The sequence below is a fragment of the Streptomyces sp. Mut1 genome (assembly GCF_030719295.1).
Lineage (GTDB): Bacteria > Actinomycetota > Actinomycetes > Streptomycetales > Streptomycetaceae > Streptomyces > Streptomyces castrisilvae.
This window is the reverse complement of sequence record NZ_CP120997.1, coordinates 6,475,613-6,497,302: the sequence shown is the minus strand read 5'-3', so window position 1 is coordinate 6,497,302 and position 21,690 is coordinate 6,475,613. Positions and strand designations below refer to the sequence as shown.

The 21,690-nt window shown below is 72.9% G+C and carries 17 protein-coding genes; 4 read left to right on the top strand and 13 right to left on the bottom strand.

All coding sequences use genetic code 11. The features are described 5' to 3' along the window. Positions 1 to 60: 60 nt before the first annotated feature. Both P8A18_RS28260 and P8A18_RS28255 read left to right on the top strand, forming a co-directional pair. A complete protein-coding gene (locus tag P8A18_RS28260; RefSeq protein WP_306058974.1) occupies positions 61 to 1,098 on the top strand; it encodes a hypothetical protein in 1,038 nt (345 codons plus the stop codon). 147 nt (positions 1,099 to 1,245) lie between these two features. Beyond that, on the top strand, positions 1,246 to 2,514 hold the full coding sequence (locus P8A18_RS28255; protein WP_306058973.1) for an MFS transporter: 1,269 nt from the start codon (positions 1,246 to 1,248) through the stop codon (positions 2,512 to 2,514). 25 nt (positions 2,515 to 2,539) lie between these two features. Here P8A18_RS28255 and P8A18_RS28250 read toward each other — a convergent pair whose 3' ends face one another. The 12 genes from P8A18_RS28250 to P8A18_RS28195 form a co-directional block, all read right to left on the bottom strand. Further along, the gene (locus P8A18_RS28250; RefSeq protein ID WP_306058971.1) at positions 2,540 to 3,256 is read right to left on the bottom strand and encodes an urease accessory protein UreD; all 717 of its coding nucleotides are present in this window, start codon (positions 3,254 to 3,256) and stop codon (positions 2,540 to 2,542) included. Further along, complete coding sequence (ureG, locus tag P8A18_RS28245) at positions 3,253 to 3,984, bottom strand: urease accessory protein UreG (RefSeq protein ID WP_371933800.1); 732 nt, start codon at positions 3,982 to 3,984, stop codon at positions 3,253 to 3,255. Before ureG ends, P8A18_RS28250 begins: the two co-directional genes overlap by 4 nt. 7 nt (positions 3,985 to 3,991) lie before the next feature. Beyond that, positions 3,992 to 4,657: an urease accessory protein UreF gene (locus tag P8A18_RS28240; protein WP_306058970.1), complete on the bottom strand. Its 666-nt coding sequence runs from the start codon at positions 4,655 to 4,657 to the stop codon at positions 3,992 to 3,994. Then, the gene (locus P8A18_RS28235; RefSeq protein ID WP_306058968.1) at positions 4,657 to 6,360 is read right to left on the bottom strand and encodes an urease subunit alpha; all 1,704 of its coding nucleotides are present in this window, start codon (positions 6,358 to 6,360) and stop codon (positions 4,657 to 4,659) included. The genes P8A18_RS28240 and P8A18_RS28235 overlap by 1 nt, the downstream gene beginning before the upstream one ends. 1 nt (position 6,361) lies before the next feature. Then, positions 6,362 to 6,691 (bottom strand): urease subunit beta, encoded by a 330-nt coding sequence (ureB, locus tag P8A18_RS28230; RefSeq protein WP_306058966.1) that lies wholly within the window; start codon positions 6,689 to 6,691, stop codon positions 6,362 to 6,364. After that, entirely contained in the window at positions 6,688 to 6,990 is a 303-nt protein-coding gene (locus P8A18_RS28225) for an urease subunit gamma (RefSeq protein WP_306058963.1), read from the bottom strand. Before P8A18_RS28225 ends, ureB begins: the two co-directional genes overlap by 4 nt. A 251-nt stretch (positions 6,991 to 7,241) precedes the next feature. Continuing rightward, the gene (locus P8A18_RS28220; RefSeq protein ID WP_306058961.1) at positions 7,242 to 10,994 is read right to left on the bottom strand and encodes a S8 family peptidase; all 3,753 of its coding nucleotides are present in this window, start codon (positions 10,992 to 10,994) and stop codon (positions 7,242 to 7,244) included. A gap of 107 nt (positions 10,995 to 11,101) precedes the next feature. After that, on the bottom strand, positions 11,102 to 12,253 hold the full coding sequence (locus tag P8A18_RS28215) for an XdhC family protein (protein WP_306058959.1): 1,152 nt from the start codon (positions 12,251 to 12,253) through the stop codon (positions 11,102 to 11,104). Between the two features lie 33 nt (positions 12,254 to 12,286). Further along, entirely contained in the window at positions 12,287 to 13,744 is a 1,458-nt protein-coding gene (locus P8A18_RS28210) for an NCS2 family permease (protein ID WP_306058957.1), read from the bottom strand. 267 nt (positions 13,745 to 14,011) lie between these two features. Further along, the gene (locus P8A18_RS28205) at positions 14,012 to 16,396 is read right to left on the bottom strand and encodes a xanthine dehydrogenase family protein molybdopterin-binding subunit (protein WP_306058955.1); all 2,385 of its coding nucleotides are present in this window, start codon (positions 16,394 to 16,396) and stop codon (positions 14,012 to 14,014) included. A 3-nt stretch (positions 16,397 to 16,399) separates the two neighbouring features. Beyond that, positions 16,400 to 16,993, bottom strand: coding sequence for a (2Fe-2S)-binding protein (locus P8A18_RS28200; protein WP_306058953.1), 594 nt, complete (start codon positions 16,991 to 16,993; stop codon positions 16,400 to 16,402). Between the two features lie 2 nt (positions 16,994 to 16,995). Continuing rightward, positions 16,996 to 17,886: an FAD binding domain-containing protein gene (locus P8A18_RS28195; RefSeq protein WP_018554693.1), complete on the bottom strand. Its 891-nt coding sequence runs from the start codon at positions 17,884 to 17,886 to the stop codon at positions 16,996 to 16,998. Between the two features lie 256 nt (positions 17,887 to 18,142). Here P8A18_RS28195 and P8A18_RS28190 point away from each other — a divergent pair, with 256 nt between their 5' ends. Together P8A18_RS28190 and P8A18_RS28185 are read left to right on the top strand one after the other, a co-directional pair. Next, on the top strand, positions 18,143 to 19,876 hold the full coding sequence (locus P8A18_RS28190) for a PucR family transcriptional regulator (protein WP_306058951.1): 1,734 nt from the start codon (positions 18,143 to 18,145) through the stop codon (positions 19,874 to 19,876). Between the two features lie 195 nt (positions 19,877 to 20,071). Then, positions 20,072 to 20,857 (top strand): hypothetical protein, encoded by a 786-nt coding sequence (locus P8A18_RS28185; RefSeq protein ID WP_026250207.1) that lies wholly within the window; start codon positions 20,072 to 20,074, stop codon positions 20,855 to 20,857. Between the two features lie 28 nt (positions 20,858 to 20,885). Here P8A18_RS28185 and P8A18_RS28180 read toward each other — a convergent pair whose 3' ends face one another. Then, positions 20,886 to 21,653 (bottom strand): GntR family transcriptional regulator, encoded by a 768-nt coding sequence (locus tag P8A18_RS28180; RefSeq protein ID WP_306058949.1) that lies wholly within the window; start codon positions 21,651 to 21,653, stop codon positions 20,886 to 20,888. Between the last annotated feature and the right edge of the window lie 37 nt (positions 21,654 to 21,690).

The window sequence follows — 21,690 nt, the reverse complement described above, 5'->3', positions numbered from 1 at the left end:
CCGGACCGGTGCGGCGTCTCCGCGCCGCCACGGTCCGGATCCGCCCGAGGAGTCGCGCACATGAGAGTCGGAACGGCACGCGCCGCCGCGGTCCGCTGGGTGGCCGCCCACGCCCGCTCCGTCCCCGGATACCGGGGGGCGTACTTCAGCGGGTCGACGGTCGGCCGGGCGGACGACGCCGAGCTGGCGGCCTCCTCGGACGTCGACGTCGTGGTCGTCACGGAGGACGAGGACCCGCCCGTCAAGCCCGGAAAACTCCGGTACGGGGGCGCCCTGCTGGAGATCAGTTACGTGCCGTGGGCGGAGCTCCGCGACGCGGAGACCGTCCTCTCCTCGTACCATCTGGCGGGCAGTTTCCGCGTCGACACCGTCATCGACGATCCGACCGGCGGGCTGCGCGCCCTGTACGCGGACCTCTCGCCCCGCTTCGCCGAGCGCGAGTGGGTCCGGCGGCGGTGTCTGGACGCCCGGCGGCGCGTCGAGGGACGTCTCGCCGCGTTCGACGGCACCGCACCCTTTCACGAGCAGGTGCCGGCCTGGATGTTCCCCACCGGGGTCACCACCCACGTCCTGCTCGTCGCGGCGCTGCGCAACCCCACCGTCCGACTGCGCTACCCGGCCGCCCGTGAGGTCCTCACCGCGTACGGGCGGCCGCGGCTGTACCGGGAACTGCTGGAGCTGCTCGGCTGCGCCGACGTGTCCGCGGAGGTGGTGCGGCACCACGTGGGCGAGATGACGCGGACGTTCGACGCCACGGTCCCGGTGGCGCGCACGCCCTTCTTCTTCAGCAGCGACCTCACCGAACGGGCCCGCCCCATCGCGGTCGACGGCAGCCGGGAGCTGATCGACCGGGGCGAACACCGCGAGGCCGTCTTCTGGATCGTCGCGACGCTCGCCCGCTGTCACACCGTGCTGGCCGTGGACGACCCGGCGCTGCACACCGCGCGCCTGCCCGCGTTCGAGGCGGCCGTGGCCGACCTGACCGGGATCACCGGCACCGCGGACATCCTGGAGCGGCGCGAGGAGGTCATCCGGTTCCTGCCCGGGCTGTGGGCGGTCGCCGAGGACATCCTGGCGGCCAACCCGGACATCACCTGACCGGCCGCTCTGCTAGCTTGCCCGCATGACTCTTCCTCGTGCGTAGGACCCCGAGACGTCCGCACCCGTCGTCACGGGTGCGGCACTCCGGTGTCCCCGCATACCCGCAGCGCCGGGTCTCCGCGCTGCCTCACGAGGAATGTCGTCGTGCACACGTCTTCTCCCACGCCCTCCTACGCCGCCGTGCTCCGAACACCCCATGCCGCGCGCCCCTTCGCCGCCGCGCTGCTGGGACGGCTTTCGTACGGCGTCGCCCCCCTCTCCCTCCTGCTCGCGCTCAAGGACGCCACGCACGCGTACTCCGTGGCCGGGGCCGCCATGGCCCTGTTCGGGGCCGCGAGCGTCACCCTCTCCCCCGCCCGCGCCGCGCTGATCGACCGGTACGGACCGCGCCGGGCCGTGCCGCCCATGGCGGGGCTGTACGCGGCGCTGCTCACCGTGATCGCCCTGGCCACCTGGAGTCCCGGTGCCCCGGCACTGCTCCTGAGCGGGCTCACCACGGCGGCGGGTGCCTGCACTCCGCCGCTCGGTCCGGTCATGCGGGCGCTGTGGAGCGACCTCGTCCCCGACCGGGAGCTGTTGCAGCGCGCGTACAGCCTGGACGCGGTGGCCGAGGAACTGATGTACGTCACGGCCCCGTTGCTGGTCGGGATCGTGGTGACGGTCACCGTGCCGGCGGCCGGTGTGCTGGCCGGTGCGGTGCTCGTGTTCGTGGGGGCGGTGGCGCTGGTGACGTCCCCGGCGGTGCCCCGCGCGGCGCGCGCGAAGCAGCCCGCGGCCGGCGGACCGGGCGCGCCCCGGCTGCGCCTGCGCGGCATCGTCGACCTGCGGCACGCGGTGCTGGTGACGGCGGCCGTGGGGCTCTGTCTCGGGGCGCTCGATCTGCTGGTGGTGGCGTTCACCGAGCGGCTCCACCGGGCGGCGGCCGTGTCCTGGGTGCTGGCCGCCCTCTCGGCCGGAAGCGCCGTCGGCGGGCTGGCCTACGGGGCGGTCCGGTGGAGGTCGGCAAGCCGGGTGCGGCTGCCGGTGGTGGCCGCCGCGCTGGGCGCCGCGCTGCTGGCGGCGGGGATGTCACCGCGTCTGTACGTACTGGTCGCGCTGGTCGCGGTCGCCGGGCTCTTCGTCGCGCCCGCGCTCACGACCGCGTATCTGATCGCCGACGAGTCGGTGGACGCCTCCCGGCGCACCCAGGCGGGCGCCTGGGTGAACACCGCGTTCAACGCCGGGTCGGCGGGCGGCACCGCCGCGGTCGGTCTGCTGGTCGACCGGCTGCCGCTCGCCCTGTGCTTCGCGCTGGCGGCGGCTCCGGCACTGCTGTGCGCCGCTGCGGTGGCGGGGGCGCGGGGCGCCGCCCGCCGCCGTCGGATCGCGGAGCGCCCGGGGGTGGAAGCCGCGGACGAGGTGCGCGGAGTCTGATCGCGCCGGGCCGGCGCGGCTCGTGTCAGCCGCCGCTCCAGGACTCCCAGACCGCGGTGAGTTCCGCGTCCACGGCCGGGACGACCGTGTCCAGCAGCCGGACCTGCGCCCCCGGGCCCGCCAGGTCGGTGCGGTAGGGGTGCGGCGGGCCCGGTGGGGTCCTGCCGAGTGCGGTGACGGCGCCGATGACGCGGTGGGGGCCCAGGATGCCGGGCAGTCCGCGCAATCCGGGGTCGGTCAGGTCGAGGTCCTCGACGAGGAGTTCACGCCCGTCGTACGTCACCCGGGTCGTCGCCCGCACGCTTCCGCCGCGTTCGCCCGAGCGGCCGAGGACCAGGGTGTCGCGCCACAGCATCCGGGCCCCGGCGGCCAGCCGGACGTCCATGTCCCGCTCGACGTCCGCCCCGCCGGACACCACGAATGGCAGCCCGCACCAGAGGAGTTCGCCGCCCTCGGCGACGTCCACCCGGGCCTGCCAGCGGGAGCTGCCGCCCCGGTGGTCGTAGGCGACGAGCCCGGCCGGTTCGACGAGTTCCAGGCGGGCGCCGGGGCCGACCGAGATCCGCAGCCCGAGTGCGTCGCCCGCGAGCAGTCCGGCCCGGGTGCCGACGAGGGCGACGCGGATCCGGCCGGCCACCGGCAGCAGCGGGCGCGGGGCGAGGAACGCGCCGGGCCGCAGTTCGCGCGCCAGATGACGGCCCGTGGCGTCGCGCTCGACGCCGATGACCACCGGTTCGTTCACGAGTGGCTGTGGCTGTGGGGCGCCATCGGGCCGGGGTCGGTGGGGACATGGCTGCCGGAGCGGTGCCGGGCGAGCAGGGAGCGTACCCAGTCGGCGAGTTCGGCCGTGGAGGCCGGGTCCTTCCTGGACAGGGCGAGCACGGGGAGCCCGCCGCGGGCCGCCTCGGCGTCGGCGACCATGGCGGCCACGTCCACCTCCACATGGGGTGCGAGGTCCGTCTTGTTGATGATCAGGAGGTCGGCGCCGGCAATGCCGGGGCCGCCCTTGCGAGCGACGTCGCCGCCGCCCGCGACATCGATGCAGAACAGCTGGGCGTCGGCGAGGGCCGGGCTGAAGGTGGCGGTGAGGTTGTCGCCGCCGCTCTCGATGAGGACCAGGTCCAGCGGCCCGTACGCCTCCTCCAGATCCTCGACGGCGTCCAGGTTGGCGCTGACGTCGTCGCGGATCGCGGTGTGCGGGCAGGCTCCGGTCTCGACCGCGCGGATGCGTTCGGTGGGCAGGACGCCCGCCGAGCGCAGGAAGCGGGCGTCCTCGTCGGTGTAGATGTCGTTGGTGACGACGGCCATGGACAGTTCGCCGGCGAGCGCGCGGCACAGGGTGGCCAGGATGGAGCTCTTGCCGGTGCCGACCGGTCCCGCGACGCCGAGGCGCAGGGCGCGCGGCTGGTTGAGCGGCTCGTGGAAGTGGGGGTTGTTCAGCGGTGCGGGGGTGGTGGCGCTTTCGGGCAGGGAGTTGTCAGGCAAGGAAGAGTCTCCGTTCGCGTCGTGCGTGTTCGAGCGCCCACTGTTCGGTGAGCGGGGCCGTACGGGCGGGAAGTCGGTCCGGGCTCCGTACGGCGAGGGCGGTGGTCACCGCCCGGGCCGCTTCGGGTTCGGCGGCGAGGATCCAGGCGACCGCGTCGAGCGGGTCGCCGGGCAGGAGTTTCAGTGCGGCCGACGCGATGGTCTGGAGCTCGTCGTAGACGACGGCGTGCGCCAGTTCCTCCTCGGTGACCTTCAGTACGGCTCCGAGGGCGCCGAGCGTGACCGGCCGCAGGGGCCGGGCGGGCAGGGCCGCGAGCGCGGTGACCGCCGGGTGGTCCGGGGCGAGCCGGCGGGCCAGCCTGCGCACGCCCCGGCCGAGCGTCGCCGACGCCTCCCGCTGCGGGGCGGCGGGCGTCCGGGCGGTCAGCGCCTCCTGCACGGGCCCGTAGTCGGCCGGGTCGCGCCCGGCGGCCCGCAGCGCGAGGACGGCGGCTGCCGCCTCGGTGACGGCCGTGGTGTGCAGCCGGGCCCTGAGGAGAGCGGGAATCCGGTCGCGGGTGAGGCCGGCGGCGACGGCCGGTTCGAGGCCCGCGCTGTAGGTGTACGCGCCGACCGGGAGCCGTCCGTCACCGAGCAGGAGCGAGGCCAGGGACACCATCAGAACATGGAGTACCGCTGGGTCAGCGGCAGTTCGGTGGCGGGCGACGGCTCGACCGGTTCCCCGTCGATGTGGATGGCGAAGGTCTCCGGGTCGACGTCGATGGCGGGCAGCGCGGTGTTGTTCGGCAGATCGGCCTTGGTGAGGTGGCGGGTGGGGCGCACGGCGACCAGTTCGCGTACGAGTCCGAGGCGTTCGGCGAGACCGTCGGACAGCGCGGCCGGGGCGACGAAGCTGACGGAGAGGTGCGCGGTGGCTCCGGCGGCGGCCGTGGGGCGCAGCAGCACGGGCTGGGTGGTGGGGATCGCGGCGTTGGCGTCGCCGAGGGGCGCGTACACGACCATGCCGCCCTTGATGACGGCCGCGGGGCGGATGCCGAAGAACGCGGGGTCCCAGAGCACCAGGTCGGCGAGCTTGCCCGGTTCGACGGAGCCGACGACGTGGTCGATGCCGTGGGCGACGGCGGGGCAGATCGTGTACTTGGCGACGTAGCGGCGGGCCCGTTCGTTGTCGGCGGGCAGGGCGCTGCCGCGGTCCCCGAAGCGCTGCTTCATCACGTGGGCGACCTGCCAGGTGCGGCAGATCACCTCGCCTATCCGGCCCATCGCCTGGGCGTCGGACGAGGTGATGGAGAGGGCTCCGATGTCGTGGAGGATGTCCTCGGCCGCGATGGTGGTGGCGCGGATGCGGGACTCGGCGAAGGCCAGGTCCTCGGGGACGCGCGGGTTGAGGTGGTGGCAGACCATCAGCATGTCGAGGTGTTCGTCGACCGTGTTGACGGTGTGCGGGAGCGTCGGGTTGGTGGACGCCGGAAGGATGTGGGGGTGGGAGGCGAGGGTGATGATGTCGGGTGCGTGGCCGCCGCCGGCGCCTTCGGCGTGGAAGACGTGGATGCCGCGTCCGGCGATCGCGTCGAGGGTCCCCTCGACGTAGCCGGCCTCGTTGAGGCTGTCGCCGTGCAGTGCGACCTGGAGTCCGTAGGCGTCGGCGGCCCTGAGGGCGGCGTCGATGGCGGCGGGGGTGGCGCCCCAGTCCTCGTGGACCTTGTAGCCGCCGGCGCCGCCGAGCGCGGCCTCGCGCAGCCCCTCCGCACCGACGGTGGAGCCCTTGCCGAACAGCATGACGTTGAGGGGGACGTGGTCCAGGGACCGGTGCATCATCGCGAGGTTCCAGGCGCCGGGGGTGACCGTGGTGGCCTTGGAGCCCTCGGTGGCTCCGGTGCCGCCGCCGATGGCGGTCGTGGTGCCGGTGGCCAGCGCCTCGTGGAGGGTCTCCGGCATGAGGAAGTGGACGTGGGTGTCGACGGCTCCCGCGGTGAGGAGGCGGCCCTCGCCGGAGACGACGTCGGTGCCGGGTCCGATGACGAGGTCCGGGTGGACGCCGTCGGCGATGTCGGGGTTACCGGATCGGCCGAGGGCGACGATCCGGCCGGCCCGGATGCCGATGTCGGTCTTGACGACGCCCCAGTGGTCGAGGACCACGACGTTGGTGATGACCAGGTCGAGGGCGCCATCGGCGCGCGAGGCGGTGGCCTGGCCCATGGACTCGCGGATCGACTTGCCGCCGCCGAAGACGGCCTCCTCGCCGCCGAAGCAGCGGTCCTCCTCGACCTCGATCCAGAGGTCGGTGTCGGCGAGCCGGATGCGGTCGCCGGTGGTGGGTCCGTAGAGCGCCGCATAGGCGGCGCGGGTCAGCTGTGCCATGTCACACGGCCTCCTCTGCGTCGGATTCGGCACCCGGAGCGGCGGGGAGCACGATGCCGGGCACCGTCCCGCGGCCGCCGAGTGCGACAAGGGTGATCTCCGCGCCGACGCCGGGCTCGAAGCGCAGCGACGTACCGGAGGGAATATCGAGCCGGAATCCCTTCGCCGACGGGCGGTCGAAGGAAAGCGCGGGATTTACGTCGGGGAAATGGAAATGGGATCCGATCTGAATGGGCCGGTCCCCGTCGTTCACCACGGTGAGCTGAATCCTCGGGCGGCCGGAATTGATGTGCACCACGCCGGGTCCGGTCCGCACCTCGCCGGGGATCACGGGATCGGCGAGGTGATCGTGACGAGCTTGCGCCCGTCGGGGAAGGTGGCCTCGACCTGGACGTCGCTCAGCATCTCCGGGACACCTTCCAGCACGTCAGCACGGGTGAGAACGGAGCGGCCCGCGGTCATGAGATCGGCGACGCGGGCTCCTTCGCGGGCCCGTTCCATCGCCCAGCAGGCGAGCAGCGCGACGGCCTCCGGGTAGTTGAGGCGGACGCCCCGCGCCCGCCGGTCACGGGCGACCATTCCAGCAACACTCAGCAGCAATTTCTCCGTGTCGGACGGAGTCAGAAACATGGGAAACCTCCATGGCGGCAGTCCCCGGAATTCCCGGAATCGCCTCGGCCACGCTCCTCTTATAAACCTCCCGGTGGCGCCGTGGCAACTTCCGTCGCACCGCAAAAAGTCCCTTTCTGCCGTTATCACCTGCCATATACGGGCAAACAAGACAAATTTTGATGATCGAAGAAGGGCGGAAGGAAGCGAAGAGGCGGCCGCGCAGCCCGTTCCCGGGGTGCGCGGCCGCCTCGGTGGCGATGCTCAGCAGGTCACTTCAGGCCGAAGGCCCGGATGATCTCCTGGTCCACCGCGAGACCGTTGCCGGCCTCCGCGTGCGCCTTGAGCGAAACCGCCGTGGCGCCCTTCTTCGGGGTCTTGAACCGGGCGGTCCAGGAACCGGCCCCGTCCTTCTTCAGCTGCACCGCGCTCCAGGTCTTCCCGTCGTCGTAGCTCACCGACAGCGCGGCCTTCTTCGCCTTCACGGCGCCTTCCAGCCACTCCTGCGTGGTGGACGAGAGACCGATCTCGGTCTGCTTTCCGGCCTTCACGTCACCGGCCAGGTCGGTGTGCACGTCGTAGTCCAGCTGGAGCATCGGGATGTCGGCCTGGTACGGGCCCTCGGGGTCGAGTGCTCCCGAGACGAACGACCACTCCGAGTGGGTGCGCACGGACGTCTTCCAGGTGTCCGCGTCGCGCGAGGCGTCGAGCACCAGCCGGTAGGGCAGCTCCTCGGCGGGCAGGTCCCCGACGGATCCGGCGCGGCCGGGGGACTCGTCGAGCAGCGTGTCGCCCTGGTAGACCGCGGCCTTGCCGGTGTCGTACTCCTTGTCCGGCATGGAGCCCGAGTGACCGGCCCCGCCGTCCGTCCACGGTGTGACGTTGTACTGGATGTCGCCCCACTGCGAGCGGAACGGCCCCCAGTAGCCGGTGCCGAGGCGCGGCCGCGTGACGGGCGCGAACCACTGGGCCCTGCTGCTGCCGCCGGCCCGGTAGTCCAGCTCGCCGCTGCGCTCCTCCAGCGCGGTGTCGGTGCCCTCGGCGTTGTACTGGGCGTGGTCCTCGTACCAGTACGAGGCGCCCGGCAGCGGGGTGACCCACTCGGTGCGGGTCGCGGGGTACTTCTCGTACTCCGGGAAGCCGATGCCGAAGCCGTAGTCGGGGATGTCGTAGCGGTAGCCGGCGCCGACGACGTCACGGTGGCCGTAGAAGGTGTTCTCCACCTTCGCCAGCTGCCGGGTGGCCGGGGCGAAGGCCAGCGAGCGGTCCGGGACCGTGCCGTCGTGGCGGTCGACCAGGTCGTAGACGTAGCTCGCGTACTTGTGCTGGTCGACGGTCAGCTTCTTGCCGCGCCGGGCGGCCTTGATCAGGCTCTCGCCCGCGATACGCTGGACCGAGGCGACCGGGATGGCGAGCGTGGTGCCGTAGTCGGCGTAGGACTCCATCAGCCGGCCGTCGCCCGGGTTGACGACGAACAGCGCCTTCGCGCCTGCGGCGACGGCGGCGGCGGCCCGGTCGGCCGGGGTCACCGCGTCACCGCCGCGGATGACGACGGCCTTGCCCCGGGCGTCGACGTGCTTGTAGTCGGCGGCGGAGCCGTTGCCCGCGAAGACGCCGCGGAGCTTCTTGCGGCTGTTCTCGGCAACCGGCGAACCGTTCTGCACGGCCACCGGGACGTCCCGGCCGTCGGCCGTCAGGTCGATCAGCTTCTCGCCCTGGCGCCAGCGGGTCAGGAACGAGAAGCTGCCCTGGGTGACCTTCTTGGTGGGGCTCGCCCACAGCTGGTCGTACGTCAGCGGGATCTGGTAGGCGTCGCGCTGGACGGTGCCGTCCGGAGCGGTGCGTGCCATGTCATACCGCAGCTGGCGGGTCTCGGTCTCCTTCGGCGTGCGCACGCTGACCTTGTGGGCCTTCGAGGCGTCGAGCGTGACCGTGACCGGCTTGTCGAGGACGACCTCCGGGGCCGCCAGGAAGGCGATGGCCTGCGAGTCGGCGGTGTCGCCCTTGATGTCGGCGGCGGACCAGGCGGTGTAGTTGCCCGGGGGCAGCCGCAGCGTGGTGTCACCCGCCACCTGGACCGGCGTCAGGTTCGGGTCGCCGAGCGCGCCGATCACGACGACACCGTCCATCGGCTTGCCGGCGCGGTCACGCAGCCGCAATGTGAGGTTGTACAGCTCCTGCTCCTTGCTGAGCGCGAAGCCGGTGTGCGCGACGACGGTGCCCGAGGCGTCCTTCGCGAGGACCTGCCCGGAGAACGTGGTGCCCGGCTCCGTCTTCGACGGGTCGAGCGTGAGGACGGCATCGGCGGTCGAACCGGCCGGGACGGTCAGCCGCTTCACCGACAGCGTGTACGCGTCCGGCGCGCCGTCCGTCGTCAGGTCGAGGGTGACGTCCCGCGCCCCCGTGTTGCGGTAGGTGATGGTCCGCTCGGTGACCGGGTCCGACGCGCTGTGCGGCCAGTCGTACGCGGCGACCGCGACCGAGCCCGTGGCCTCGATGGTCGTGTCGATGGCGGCCTTCACATCGAGCCGGCCGGTGCCCTGCTCGTACGGGGTGTAGTCCGGCAGCACCTTCGACGAGGTCATCAGCGCGTCCTTGACGCGCTGGCCGCTCCAGTCGGGGTGACGCTGCTTCAGGATGGCCGCGGCGCCCGCGACATGCGGGGTCGCCATCGACGTGCCCGACATCGACTGGTACATGCCCTCGATGCCGGGGACCGACTGCGAGGCGGCGGCGTTGATGTCGACGCCCGGAGCGGAGAGGTCCGGCTTCAGGCCGTAGGAGCGCACCAGCGGGCCCATGGAGGAGAAGTCCGCGCGGCCGTCCTGCTTGTCGACGGCGGCGATGGTGAGCGCCTTGTCCGCCGAGCCGGGCGAGCCGATGGTGCCGGCGCCGTACGCGTTGCCCGCGGCGATCACGAAGAGCGGGCCGCCGTCCTCCGAGAGGGCGTCGACGGCCTGGGACATCGGATCGGTGCCGTCGTCCGGGATGCTGGAGCCGAGGCTCATGGACACGACGTCGGCGCCCTCGGCCTTCGCCCACTCCATGGCCTCGATGATGCCGGAGTCGGCGCCCTCGCCCTCGTCGCTCAGCACCTTGCCGACGATCAGGCCGGCCGCCGGGGCGACGCCCTTGTTGACGCCGTCGGACGCGGCGCCCGAGCCGGCGATGGTGGAAGCCACGTGCGTGCCGTGGCCGTTCTTGTCGTCGACCTCCTGGCCCGGCACGAAGCTCTTCGTCTCCAGGATGCGGTCCTTGACGTCCGGGTGGTCGACGTCGATGCCGGTGTCCAGGACGGCGACCTTGATGCCCTTGCCGTCGTAGCCGTCGGCCCACGCCTGCGGGGCGTTGATCTGCGGCACGGAGTCCTTGAGCGCGGCCTCGGCACGGCCGTCGAGCCACAGCTTGGCGATCCCGTTGTCCAGCGAACGGGCCGTGGTGGTGCGCGCGATGTCGTCCCAGAAGGCCCGCGCGGTGTCCTTGGCGGTCTTGAGGGCGGCGCCGTGGATGGACTCCAGCTGCCGGACCGCCTTGCTGCCGCGCGGTGCGGCGGGCAGCGAACGCGCCTTGCTCGCCGGGTAGGTGGCGATCAGCGGGATGCCCCCGGTCCGCTCGTCGTCGTAGCCCATCTTCGCGAGCGCCGAGACGTTGAAGAGGCGGCGGTCGAGCCGGCCGGCCGCGAGGAGGCTCTGCGCCTCGTCGGGCAGCACGTAGATGTCGTCCCCGGCCTGCTGGACGTGGACGCCACCGGTCGCGCCCTCGGGGCGGTCCACGGTGACCGTGTCCTGGCTGCCCGCGCCGTCGGAGAAGTGGACGACGTCGCCGGTGACGAGGGTGATGTCGTAACGGTGGACGGGCTTCGCGGCGGGGGCCGTTCCGGCGGGGGCGGTGGCCGCGGAGGCGGTGCCCGTGACGGGGAGCAGGACGCCGCCGACCAGGGCGGCCGAGGTGGCTATGAGGAGGGCTCTGCGTCCGGCGCGGGCTGGTCTCACCCGGCCGGAGGCGGTGGAGGGGGTGAATGTCATGCTGCTGATCTACCGGTAAACCGGGGACCGCGGTGCCGTCCGAGCCTGGCGTGAATGTGCCGTGGCGGCAACCCGCCGATTGACGCCGCCTCCCGCGAGGGACGGGTTCAGGCCACGGAACCGATGCGACCGGCCGGCGGCAGCCCTCCGGGGTGGTGGATCGGGGTGTGGGCGCCGGTCAGCGGCGTACCGCTGCCGCCGCGCCGGACGGCGACGATCTCGGCGGCGATCGACAGGGCGGTCTCCTCCGGCGTACGGGCTCCGAGGTCGAGGCCGATCGGCGAGTGCAGGCGGGCCAGCTCCAGTTCGGTGACGCCGGCCTCGCGCAGCCGCTCGTTGCGCTGGAGGTGGGTGCGGCGCGAGCCCATCGCGCCGACGTAGGCGACGGGCAGTTTCAGCGCCGCCTCCAGCAGCGGGACGTCGAACTTGGCGTCGTGGGTGAGGACGCACAGGACGGTGCGGGCGTCGACGCCGGTCGCGGCCAGGTAGCGGTGCGGCCAGTCGACGACCAGTTCGTCGGCCTCCGGGAAGCGGGCCTTCGTGGCGAAGACGGGGCGGGCGTCGCACAATGTGACGTGGTACCCGAGGAACTTCCCCGCCCGTACCAGGGCCGAGGCGAAGTCGATGGCCCCGAAGACGATCATCCGGGGCGGCGGGACGCTGGATTCCACGAGCAGGGTGAGCGGCTGCCCGCACCGCGAGCCGTCGGCCCCGATGGTGAGGGTGCCGGTGCGGCCGGCGTCGAGCATGGCTCTGGTCTCGGCCACGGCGGTGCGGTCCAGCTCGGGGTGGCCGCCGAGCCCTCCCTCGTACCCGCCGTCGGGGTGGACGAGCAGGGGCCGGCCGAGGAGTTCGGCGGGCCCTTCGGTGATCCGGGCGACCGCCGCCGCCTCCCCCCGTGAGGCGGCCGCGAGCGCGGCGGCGAACACCGGCCGGGCGGGATCCTCCGCCCGGACCGGGGTCACCAGGATGTCGATGACACCGCCGCAGGTCAGGCCGACGGCGAAGGCGTCCTCGTCGCTGTAGCCGAAGCGCTCGACGACGGTGCGGCCGTCGTCCAGGGCCTGTTGGCACAGCTCGTACACCGCGCCCTCCACACACCCGCCGGAGACCGATCCGATCACCGTGCCGTCACGGTCGACGGCCAGCGCGGCCCCCGGCTGCCGGGGCGCGCTGCCACCGACGGCGACGACGGTGGCCACGGCGAAATCGCGTCCCTGCCCGGCCCAGCGGGCGAGCTCTTCGGCGATGTCCAGCATCTCGGTCTCCTTGGCGGGTGCGGGAGGGGCGGGTCAGCTGACTCCGAGCCAGCTCTCGATCGGGTGCAGGGCGAAGTAGACGAGGAAGATCACCGTCAGGCCCCACATGAAGGCGCCGATCTCGCGGGCGCGGCCCTGGGCGGCCTTGATGGCGACGTAGGAGATGACGCCCGCCGCCACACCGGTGGTGATGGTGTACGTGAACGGCATCAGGACCACCGTCAGGAACACCGGGATGGCCACGGAGCGGTCGCCCCAGTCCACGTGCCGGGCGTTCTGCATCATCATGGCGCCGATGACGACGAGGGCGGCGGAGGCCACCTCGGCGGGCACGATCGCGGTGAGCGGGGTGAAGAAGAGGCAGGCGGCGAAGAACAGGCCGGTGACGACGGAGGCGAGGCCGGTCCTGGCCCCCTCGCCGACGCCGGTCGCCGACTCCACGAAGACGGTCTGGCCCGAACCTCCGGCCACGCCGCCGATCGCCCCGCCCGCGCCGTCGATGAACAGCGCCTTGGACAGGCCCGGCATCCGGCCCTTGTCGTCGGCGAGCCCTGCCTCCGTACCGACACCGATGATGGTGGCCATCGCGTCGAAGAATCCGGCGAGCACCAGGGTGAAGACGATGAAGCCGACCGTCATCGCGCCGACGTCGCCCCAGCCGCCGAACTCGATGTCGCCGAAGAGCGAGAAGTCCGGCGAGGAGACCGCGGAGCCCTTGAGCTCGGGCGGGCCGCTGCTCCAGATCTTCGGGTCGACGCCGGCGGCCTTGTTGATCACGATGGCGACGACGGTGCCGACGACGATGCCGATCAGGATCGCGCCGGGGATGTTGCGGGCCTGGAGCATGAAGATCAGCAGCAGGGTCACCGCGAAGACGAGGACGGGCCAGCCGGCCAGTTCACCGGCCGGGCCGAGGGTCACCGGGGTCGCCGTGCCCTTGCCGACGAAGCCGGCCTTGTAGAGCCCGATCAGGGCGATGAACAGGCCGATGCCCATCGTGATGCCGTGCTTCAGCGGGAGCGGGATCGCGTTCATGATCAGCTCGCGCAGACCGGTGACCACCAGCAGGCAGATCACCAGCCCGTACATCACGCACATGCCCATGGCCTGCGGCCAGGTCATTTCGGGGGCGACCTGCGAGGACAGGACGCCCGAGACGCTGAGGCCCGCGGCGAGGGCGAGCGGGACCTTGCCGACGAAGCCCATCAGCAGGGTGGTCGCCGCCGCCGCGAGCGCGGTGGCGGTGATCAGGCCCGGCTGGCTGAGCAGGTTGTCGTCGACGTCCTTGCCGCCGAGGATCAGCGGGTTGAGCAGGAGGATGTACGCCATGGCCATGAAGGTCGTGACGCCGCCGCGCACTTCACGCGCGACGGTCGAGCCGCGCTCGGATATGTGGAAGTACCGGTCGAGCCACGATCTGCCGGCGGGGACGCGCGAGCCGGGGCCCGCGTCCTCCGCACCGGTTTTGGGCTGCACTGACTGCTGGGTCATGATGCCTGACTCCCAAGGTTCACAGGGGCACCCGCGATGGAGAATCGATATGCGGGATTTGGGATGACTGCGCTGGCGGCACGACCCGGGGGACGGCCCGAGACGAACTGTTCATGCAGGAATTGAGCGGAACGGATGCCGCCGTTCCGGTGCGGGGGGTCGGGGGCCGCGAGCGGAGCGGAACCCTGGACTCCGGGCGGTGCGGGCCGGGAAGTGTGACGTTCACCGGAGGCGTGCACCGCCCGGAGAGCTGTGGTGGAGCCGCGGTCAGAGGCCGGTGAGGTGTTCGGGCCGCACCGGCGTGCGGTTGAGCTCCAGGCCCGTCGCGTTCCGGATGGCCGCGAGGACGGCCGGGGTGGACGACAGGGTGGGGGCCTCACCGATGCCGCGCAGCCCGTACGGGGCGTGGTCGTCGGCGAGTTCGAGCACATCGACCGGGATGGTCGGCGTGTCGAGGATGGTGGGGAGCAGGTAGTCCGTGAAGGAGGGGTTGCGCACCTTCGCGGTCACGGGGTCGACCATGATCTCCTCCATGACGGCGATGCCCATCCCCTGGATGGTGCCGCCCTGGATCTGGCCGACGACCGACAGGGGGTTGAGCGCCTTGCCGACGTCCTGGGCGCAGGCCAGTTCGATGACCTTGACGAGCCCGAGTTCGGTGTCGACCTCGACCACCGCGCGGTGCGCGGCGAAGGAGTACTGGACGTGGCCGTTGCCCTGTCCGGTGCGCAGGTCGAAGGCCTCGGTGGGGCGGTGGCGCCACTCCAGCTCGATGTCGACCGCCTCGTCCTCCAGCACGTCGGCCACGTCGGCCAGCACCTCGCCGCCGTCGGTGACGACCTTGCCGCCCTCCAGGAGGAGTTCGGCGGTGGCCCAGGCAGGGTGGTACGTGCCGAACTTGCGGCGCCCCATCTCCAGGACCTGTTCCCGGACGGCCTCGCAGGAGTTCTTGACCGCGCCGCCGGTGACGTACGTCTGGCGGGAGGCGGAGGTCGATCCGGCGGAGCCGACCTTGGTGTCGGCCGGGTGGATGGTGACCTGGGCGACGCCGAGTTCGGTACGGGCGATCTGGGCGTGCACGGTGACGCCGCCCTGTCCGACCTCGGCCATGGCGGTGTGCACGGTCGCGACGGGTTCGCCGCCGATGACCTCCATGCGCACCCGGGCGGTGGAGTAGTCGTCGAAGCCCTCGGAGAAGCCGACGTTCTTCAGGCCGACCGCGTAGCCCACACCGCGTACGACGCCCTCGCCGTGGGTGGTGTTGGACAGGCCTCCGGGCAGCGCCCGTACGTCGGGGTGCTCGCCGGCGCTCTCCCACTGGCGCTCGGGCGGCATCGGCATGGCCTTCACCCGGCGCAGCAGTTCGGCGACCGGGGCGGGCGAGTCGACCTGCTGGCCCGTGGGCAGCAGGGTGCCCTGCTCCATGGCGTTGAGCTGCCGGAACCTGACCGGGTCCATGCCCAGTTCGGCGGCGAGCTTGTCCATCTGCGCCTCGTAGGCGAAGCAGGCCTGGACCGCGCCGAAGCCGCGCATCGCGCCGCACGGGGGGTTGTTGGTGTAGAGGGCGAGCGCCTCGATGTCGACGTCCTCGATGACGTACGGGCCGACGGCCAGGGAGGAGGCGTTGCCGACGACGGCGGGGGACGCGGAGGCGTAGGCGCCGCCGTCCAGCACGATGCGGCACTTCATGTGCGTGAGCTTGCCGTCGCGGGTGGCGCCGTGCTCGTAGTGGAGCCTGGCGGGGTGGCGGTGGACGTGCCCGAAGAAGGACTCGAAGCGGTTGTAGACGATCTTCACGGGCTTGCCGGTGCGCAGGGCCAGCAGGCAGGCGTGGATCTGCATCGACAGGTCCTCGCGGCCGCCGAAGGCGCCGCCGACACCGGAGAGCGTCATGCGGACCTTGTCCTCGGGCAGGCCGAGGACGGGCGCGATCTGGCGGAGGTCCGAGTGCAGCCACTGGGTCGCCACGTACAGGTCGACCCCGCCGTCCTCGGCGGGTACGGCCAGGCCGGACTCGGGTCCGAGGAAGGCCTGGTCCTGCATCCCGAAGTAGTAGTCCCCGGTGACGACCACGTCGGCGCGGGCCTTCGCCGCCTCCGCGTCGCCGCGCACGATCGGCTGGCGGTGGACGATGTTGGGGTGCGGCACGTGGCCGATGTGGTGGTCGTCGCGGCCCTCGTGGATGAGGGGTGCGCCGGGGGCGGTCGCGGAGGCCTCGTCGGTGACGACGGGCAGTTCGCGGTAGTCGATCCTGATCTTCGCGGCGGCACGGCGGGCCGTCTCCGGGTGGTCTGCGGCGACGAGCGCGACGGGCTCGCCGTGGTGGCGGACCCGGCCGTGGGCGAGGACGGGGGTGTCCTGGATCTCCAGGCCGTAGTTCTTCATCGCGGTCGGCAGGTCGTCGTAGGTGAGCACCGCGTAGACGCCGGAGGTGGCGAGCGCCTCGGAGATGTCGATCGAGGCGATCTCGGCGTGCGCGACGGTGGAGCGCAGGGTGTGGCCCCAGAGCATGTCCTCGTGCCACATGTCCGAGGAGTAGGCGAACTCGCCGGTGACCTTCAGGATTCCGTCGGGGCGCAGCGTGGACTCGCCGATGCCGCCCTTGGTGCGGGTGCCCTGGTTGATGTTGGTGGGGGAACCGGTAACGCCCATCGTCTAGACCGTTTCTTCCGCGCGGGCGGCCGCGAGGCGGACCGCGTCGAGGATCTTCTCGTAGCCGGTGCAGCGGCAGAGGTTGCCGGAGAGCGCCTCGCGGATGTCCGCGTCGGAGGGCTGCGGGGTGCGCTCCAGGAGTTCGTCGGCCGCGACCAGGAGGCCGGGGGTGCAGAAGCCGCACTGGACGGCTCCGGCGTCGATGAACGCCTGCTGGATCGGGGAGAGTTCCCCGGTGTCGCGGGTCTCCTCGCCGGCCGGTGCGGCCTTCCATCGCCGGGCGCTGTCGAGCGCGGTGCCGCAGGCGCCGGGGGCGCAGCCGGTGCCGGGGTGGGCGTCGGAGCGGTGGGCGGCGAAGTCGGCGAGCCCTTCGACGGTGACGACGTCGCGTCCCTCGACCTGTCCCGCGGCGACCAGGCAGGAGCAGACGGGCACGCCGTCGAGGCGGACCGTGCAGGAGCCGCACTCGCCCTGCTCGCAGGCGTTCTTGGAGCCGGGCAGCCCCATCCGCTCGCGCAGGACGTAGAGGAGGGACTCGCCCTCCCAGACGTCGTCGGCCTCGTGGCGGCGGCCGTTGACCGTGAAATTGACGCGCATGATCAGGCGGCTCCTTCGGTGCTGCGGCCGTTGCCGCGGTACGACTCCCAGGCCCAGCCGAGGGTCCGGCGGGCCATGATCCCCACGGCGTGCCGGCGGTAGCTCGCGGTGCCGCGGACGTCGTCGATCGGGTTGCAGGCGCCGGCGGCGAGCGTGGCGAACTGCTGGGCGAGGGACGGGGTGATGATGGTGCGGCTGTCCCAGAAGCCGCCCTCCTCCAGGGCCGCGTTCAGGAACTCCTCGGCCTCCTTCGCCCGTACGGGTGTCGGGGCGGCCGATCCGATTCCGGTGCGCACGGTGCGGGTCTCGGGGTGCAGGGCGAGGCCGAAGGCGCAGACGGCGATGACCATCGCGTTGCGGGTGCCGACCTTGGAGTACTGCTGGGGTCCGTCGGCCTTCTTGATGTGCACGGCCCGGATCAGCTCGTCCGGTTCGAGGGCGTTGCGCTTGACGCCGGTGTAGAAGGCGTCGATGGGGATCAGCCGGCTGCCGCGTACGGACTCGGCCTCCACCTCGGCGCCGGCGGCGAGCAGGGCGGGGTGGGCGTCACCGGCCGGGGAGGCGGTGCCCAGGTTGCCGCCGACGCCGCCGCGGTTGCGGATCTGCGGCGAGGCGACGGTGTGCGAGGCGAGCGCGAGCCCCGGCAGCTCCGCGCGCAGGTGGTCCATGATCCGGCTGTACGGGACCGAGGCGCCGAGCCGTACGTTCTCCTGGCCGACCTCCCACTCGGTGAGCTCACCGATGCGGTTCAGGTCCAGGAGGTACTCGGGCCGCCGGTGGTCGAAGTTGATCTCGACCATCACATCGGTGCCCCCGGCGATGGGAACAGCCGTCGGGTGCTCGGCCTTGGCGGCGAGCGCCTCCTCCCAGCTTGCGGGGCGAAGGAAGTCCATGCTGGCTCTCTTCTTCTCATCGGGTTGTGCGCCGGGGCTGGGTGACGGCCGGCCCTCGAACTTGTTCATGATGTGTTCACGCGGTGTGCGGCCCAGTACACAAGCCCTGCTCCACCTGGTGCAGTCACCGAACCCATGAAGGAGTTGGCTGCTCTCCGCTCATGTCTTGTAGATTCGAACGAATGGCGGGGATCAACAGCCTCACCACAACAACCAGACTCCCCCCGTACCAACGAAAGAGATCGGCGGCGACGAGATGCGGCTGCGCGCACTGCTGGAGAACGACGCGCTGGGCCTGCGGCTGCTCGGCGGCGACGAGGAGCTGGACCGGTCGGTCCGTGGCGTGATGACCACCGACCTGCGCGACCCCAGCCGCTACCTCACGGGTGGCGAGCTGGTCCTGACCGGTCTGGTCTGGCGCCGGGACGCCCAGGACTCGGAGCCGTTCGTCCGCATCCTGGCGGGCGCCGGGGTGGCGGGGCTCGCGGTGGGCGAGGCGGAGCTGGGCGCCATCCCGGACGATCTCGTCGAGGCGTGCCGCCGGCACCGGCTGCCGCTGTTCGCCGTCCATGAGACCGTCGCTTTCGCAATGATCACCGAGTACGTGGTCCGCCAGGTGTCCGGCGAGCGGGCCGGCGATCTGGCGGCGGTGGTGGACCGGCACCGCAGGCTGATGACCTCGGGCCCGGCGGGCGGCGGCCCGGAGGTGGTCCTCGACCTGCTCGGCTCCGACCTGGACCTGCACGCCTGGGTGCTCTCCCCCACCGGCCGGCAGATCGCGGGCGCGGGCGCCCCGCTGCCCGCTTCCCTCGGCGCGGAACTGGCCGGGCTGCACCTGGCCGCGGTCCGCTCCGGCCGCCGCGCCCCGCACCGGGCGGCGCTCGCCGGGACCACGTATTCGCTCTTCCCGATCCGGAACAACGGCCGGGGCGCCGCACCGGCCCCCCGCGATGTGCGGGAGTCGGTGCTCTCCGACTGGCTGCTGGCCGTGGAGGCGGACGCGGGCGACTGGCCGGCCGCGCGGCTCGACCTGCTCCAGGGCGTCACCCAGCTGATCGCCGTCGAACGCGACCGGCGCGACGCGGCCCGCACGGTGCGCCGCCGGCTCGCCCAGGAGGTCCTGGAGCTGGTCCAGGCGGGCGCCGCGCCCGCCGAGATCGCCGCCCGGCTGCGCGTCGCCACCCCGGTCCTGCTCCCCGGGCTCGGTACGGCACCGCACTGGCAGGTGGTGGTGGCCCGGGTCGAGTGGGAGGAGGGCGGCGCGCCCGGCGGCGCCGGCTCCCGGATCGAGGGCGGCCCGGTCGCGCAGGCGCTGCTGGAGGAGATCCTGGTCGACCCGGCGGTGACGGGTCCCGACTCGGCGGACCGGATCGCCGTCGCCCACACGGATGACGAGGCCATCGCCCTGGTGCCGCTGCCCGCCGCCCCGGAACGGCCGGCCGACGCGGGGGAGGCGGAAGGCGGGCCGGAGGCGGCCGCCGCGCAGGAGGGGCCGGCCCTGCACGCCGACGCCCTGCTCGCCGCCGTCCGCGCCCCGCTCTCCGCCGGGCTCGGCGACGACGGCCGGCTGACACTGGGTGTCAGCGCCTCGGTGCACTCGGCCGAGGGGCTGCGCGGCGCCCTGGAGGAGGCCCGGCACGCCCGCCGGGTCGCGGCGGCCCGCCCCGGCCGGGTCTGCGCGGCCGGGCACCACGAGCTGGCCTCGCACGTGCTGCTGCTGCCGTTCGTCCCGGACGACGTGCGCCGGGCGTTCACCGCACGTCTGCTCGACCCGCTGCGCGAGTACGACCGGCGCCACCGCGCGGAGCTGATCCCGACCCTGGAAGCGTTCCTGGACTGCGACGGTTCGTGGACGCGCTGCGCGGCCCGGCTGCACCTCCACGTCAACACGCTGCGCTACCGGGTCGGGCGAATCGAGCAGTTGACGGGGCGTGATCTCGCGCGGCTGGAGGACAAGCTCGATTTCTTCCTCGCCCTGCGTATGAGCTGATCTCCGGGCCGGCGGGGCCCTCGCGCCCTCCCGTCGATTGTGAAAAGTTTCACCTGACATTGCCTCGCCCTCTTGGCCCGGCGTGCCAATCCATGCTGTGATGCGGGTCATACCCAAGAGCATCCGGTCCTCATGACCGGACGCTCTCCACAGCTCGATGGCGCGCTCGGGGAGGGCAATGTGGCGCAGACCGCCATGTCTGGTTCCGGAACGACAGCCGATGACGATCCGCCGCTCCAGACCGCGGTATGGCGGCTGCGCTCACGCGGCTGCTGGACGGACGCAGCGGCCCTGCTCGAACACGACGCCGCCACCGACCCGGCGGCGGCCCTCCAGCGGACGGCCCTGCTGACCGAGCGGTGCCTGTACACCGGGCAGGGCTGGACCGAGGCCGAGGACGCCCTGCGCACCGCGGAGGCGATGGCCCACGACGACGCCGAGCGCGGCGCGGCCGCCTGCGAACGCGGCCATCTCGCGTACGCCTCGACCCTGCTCGGGGTGCGGGACCGGGCCGACGAGGCGCGCGTGGCGCTGAGCCGGGCCGCCGCCCTGCTCTCCCCCGCCGCCCCGGGCCGGCCGCTGCTGGACTTCCGGCGGGGCCTGATCGCGCAGAACATCGCCGACTCCCCGCAGGCCGCCCGCGCCGCCTACCGCAGGGCCCATGCCGGCGCCACCGCGCAGGGCGACGCGCTGCTGCTCTCCTCCACCTGGCGCCATCTCGCGCTGATCGCCCTGCGCGAGGGCGAGCTGGCGGAGGCCAGGCACGGCTTCGCGGAGTCCCTGCGGATAAGGGAGGAGCTGGGCTATCTGGTCGGTACGGCCCCGGCGCTCATCGCGCTGGCCGACGCCGAGCCGGAGCCCGAGGCGGCGACCCGGCTGCGGGCCGAGGCGGGCCGTCTCTTCCGGCTGCTGGGCGGCGTCCCGACCTGGCTGGGCCCGCATCTGGACCCGCCCCCGCCGCAGACCGCCGAGGCGAACTGAGACCGGGCGCCGGCCCGGCCCGGCCGGGTCAGCCGTCGGCGCCCGCGAAGTGCTCCCGTACGAGCGACTGCACGACGGTCACGTCCTGGGCGATCAGGGCGTCGAGCAGCGCGGTGTGCTCGGAGGCGTCGGCCAGCAGGTCGGCGCGGCGGGTGACCCGGTTGTCCACCAGGGGCCACTGGGAACGGCGGTGCAGGTCGTCGGCGACCATGACGAGCCGGCTGTTCCCGGCGAGCGCGAGGACCGCGCCGTGGAACGCCCGGTCCGCCTCCGCGTAGCTCGCCCGGTCGCCGACCGCCGCTGCGGCCACGGTGGCGTCGGCCAGCGGGCGCAGCGCGCACCAGTGGGCGGGCGGGACGGTGCGGGCGAGCCGCAGCATGACGGGGACCTCGATCAGGGCCCGCACCTCGGCCAGCTCGGCCAGCTCGCGCGGTCCGCGTTCGGCGACCCGGAAGCCCCGGTTCGGCACGACCTCCACGGCCCCTTCGCCGGCCAGCTGCTGCATCGCCTCGCGCACGGGCGTCGCGGAGACCCCGAAGCGGGCGCCGAGCGCGGGGGCGGAGTAGACCTGTCCGGGGGCCAGCTCGCCGTCGACGAGGGCGGCGCGCAGGGCGTCCAGGATCTGGCCGCGCACCGAGTGGCGGCGCACCTGGATCCGGGGGGCGGGGGGCGGTTCCTCGCAGTGGGTGTGCTCGCCGCGGGCCTGCTCGGGCACCCGGACGGGCGGGGCGGCGGGCACGGACGCGGCGGCCCCGTACGGCGGCCGCACCTCCTCACGCGCTCTGCCCTGCTCCACGGGCACCTCCTCGGCCGGTCGGGGGCACGGCTCGCGC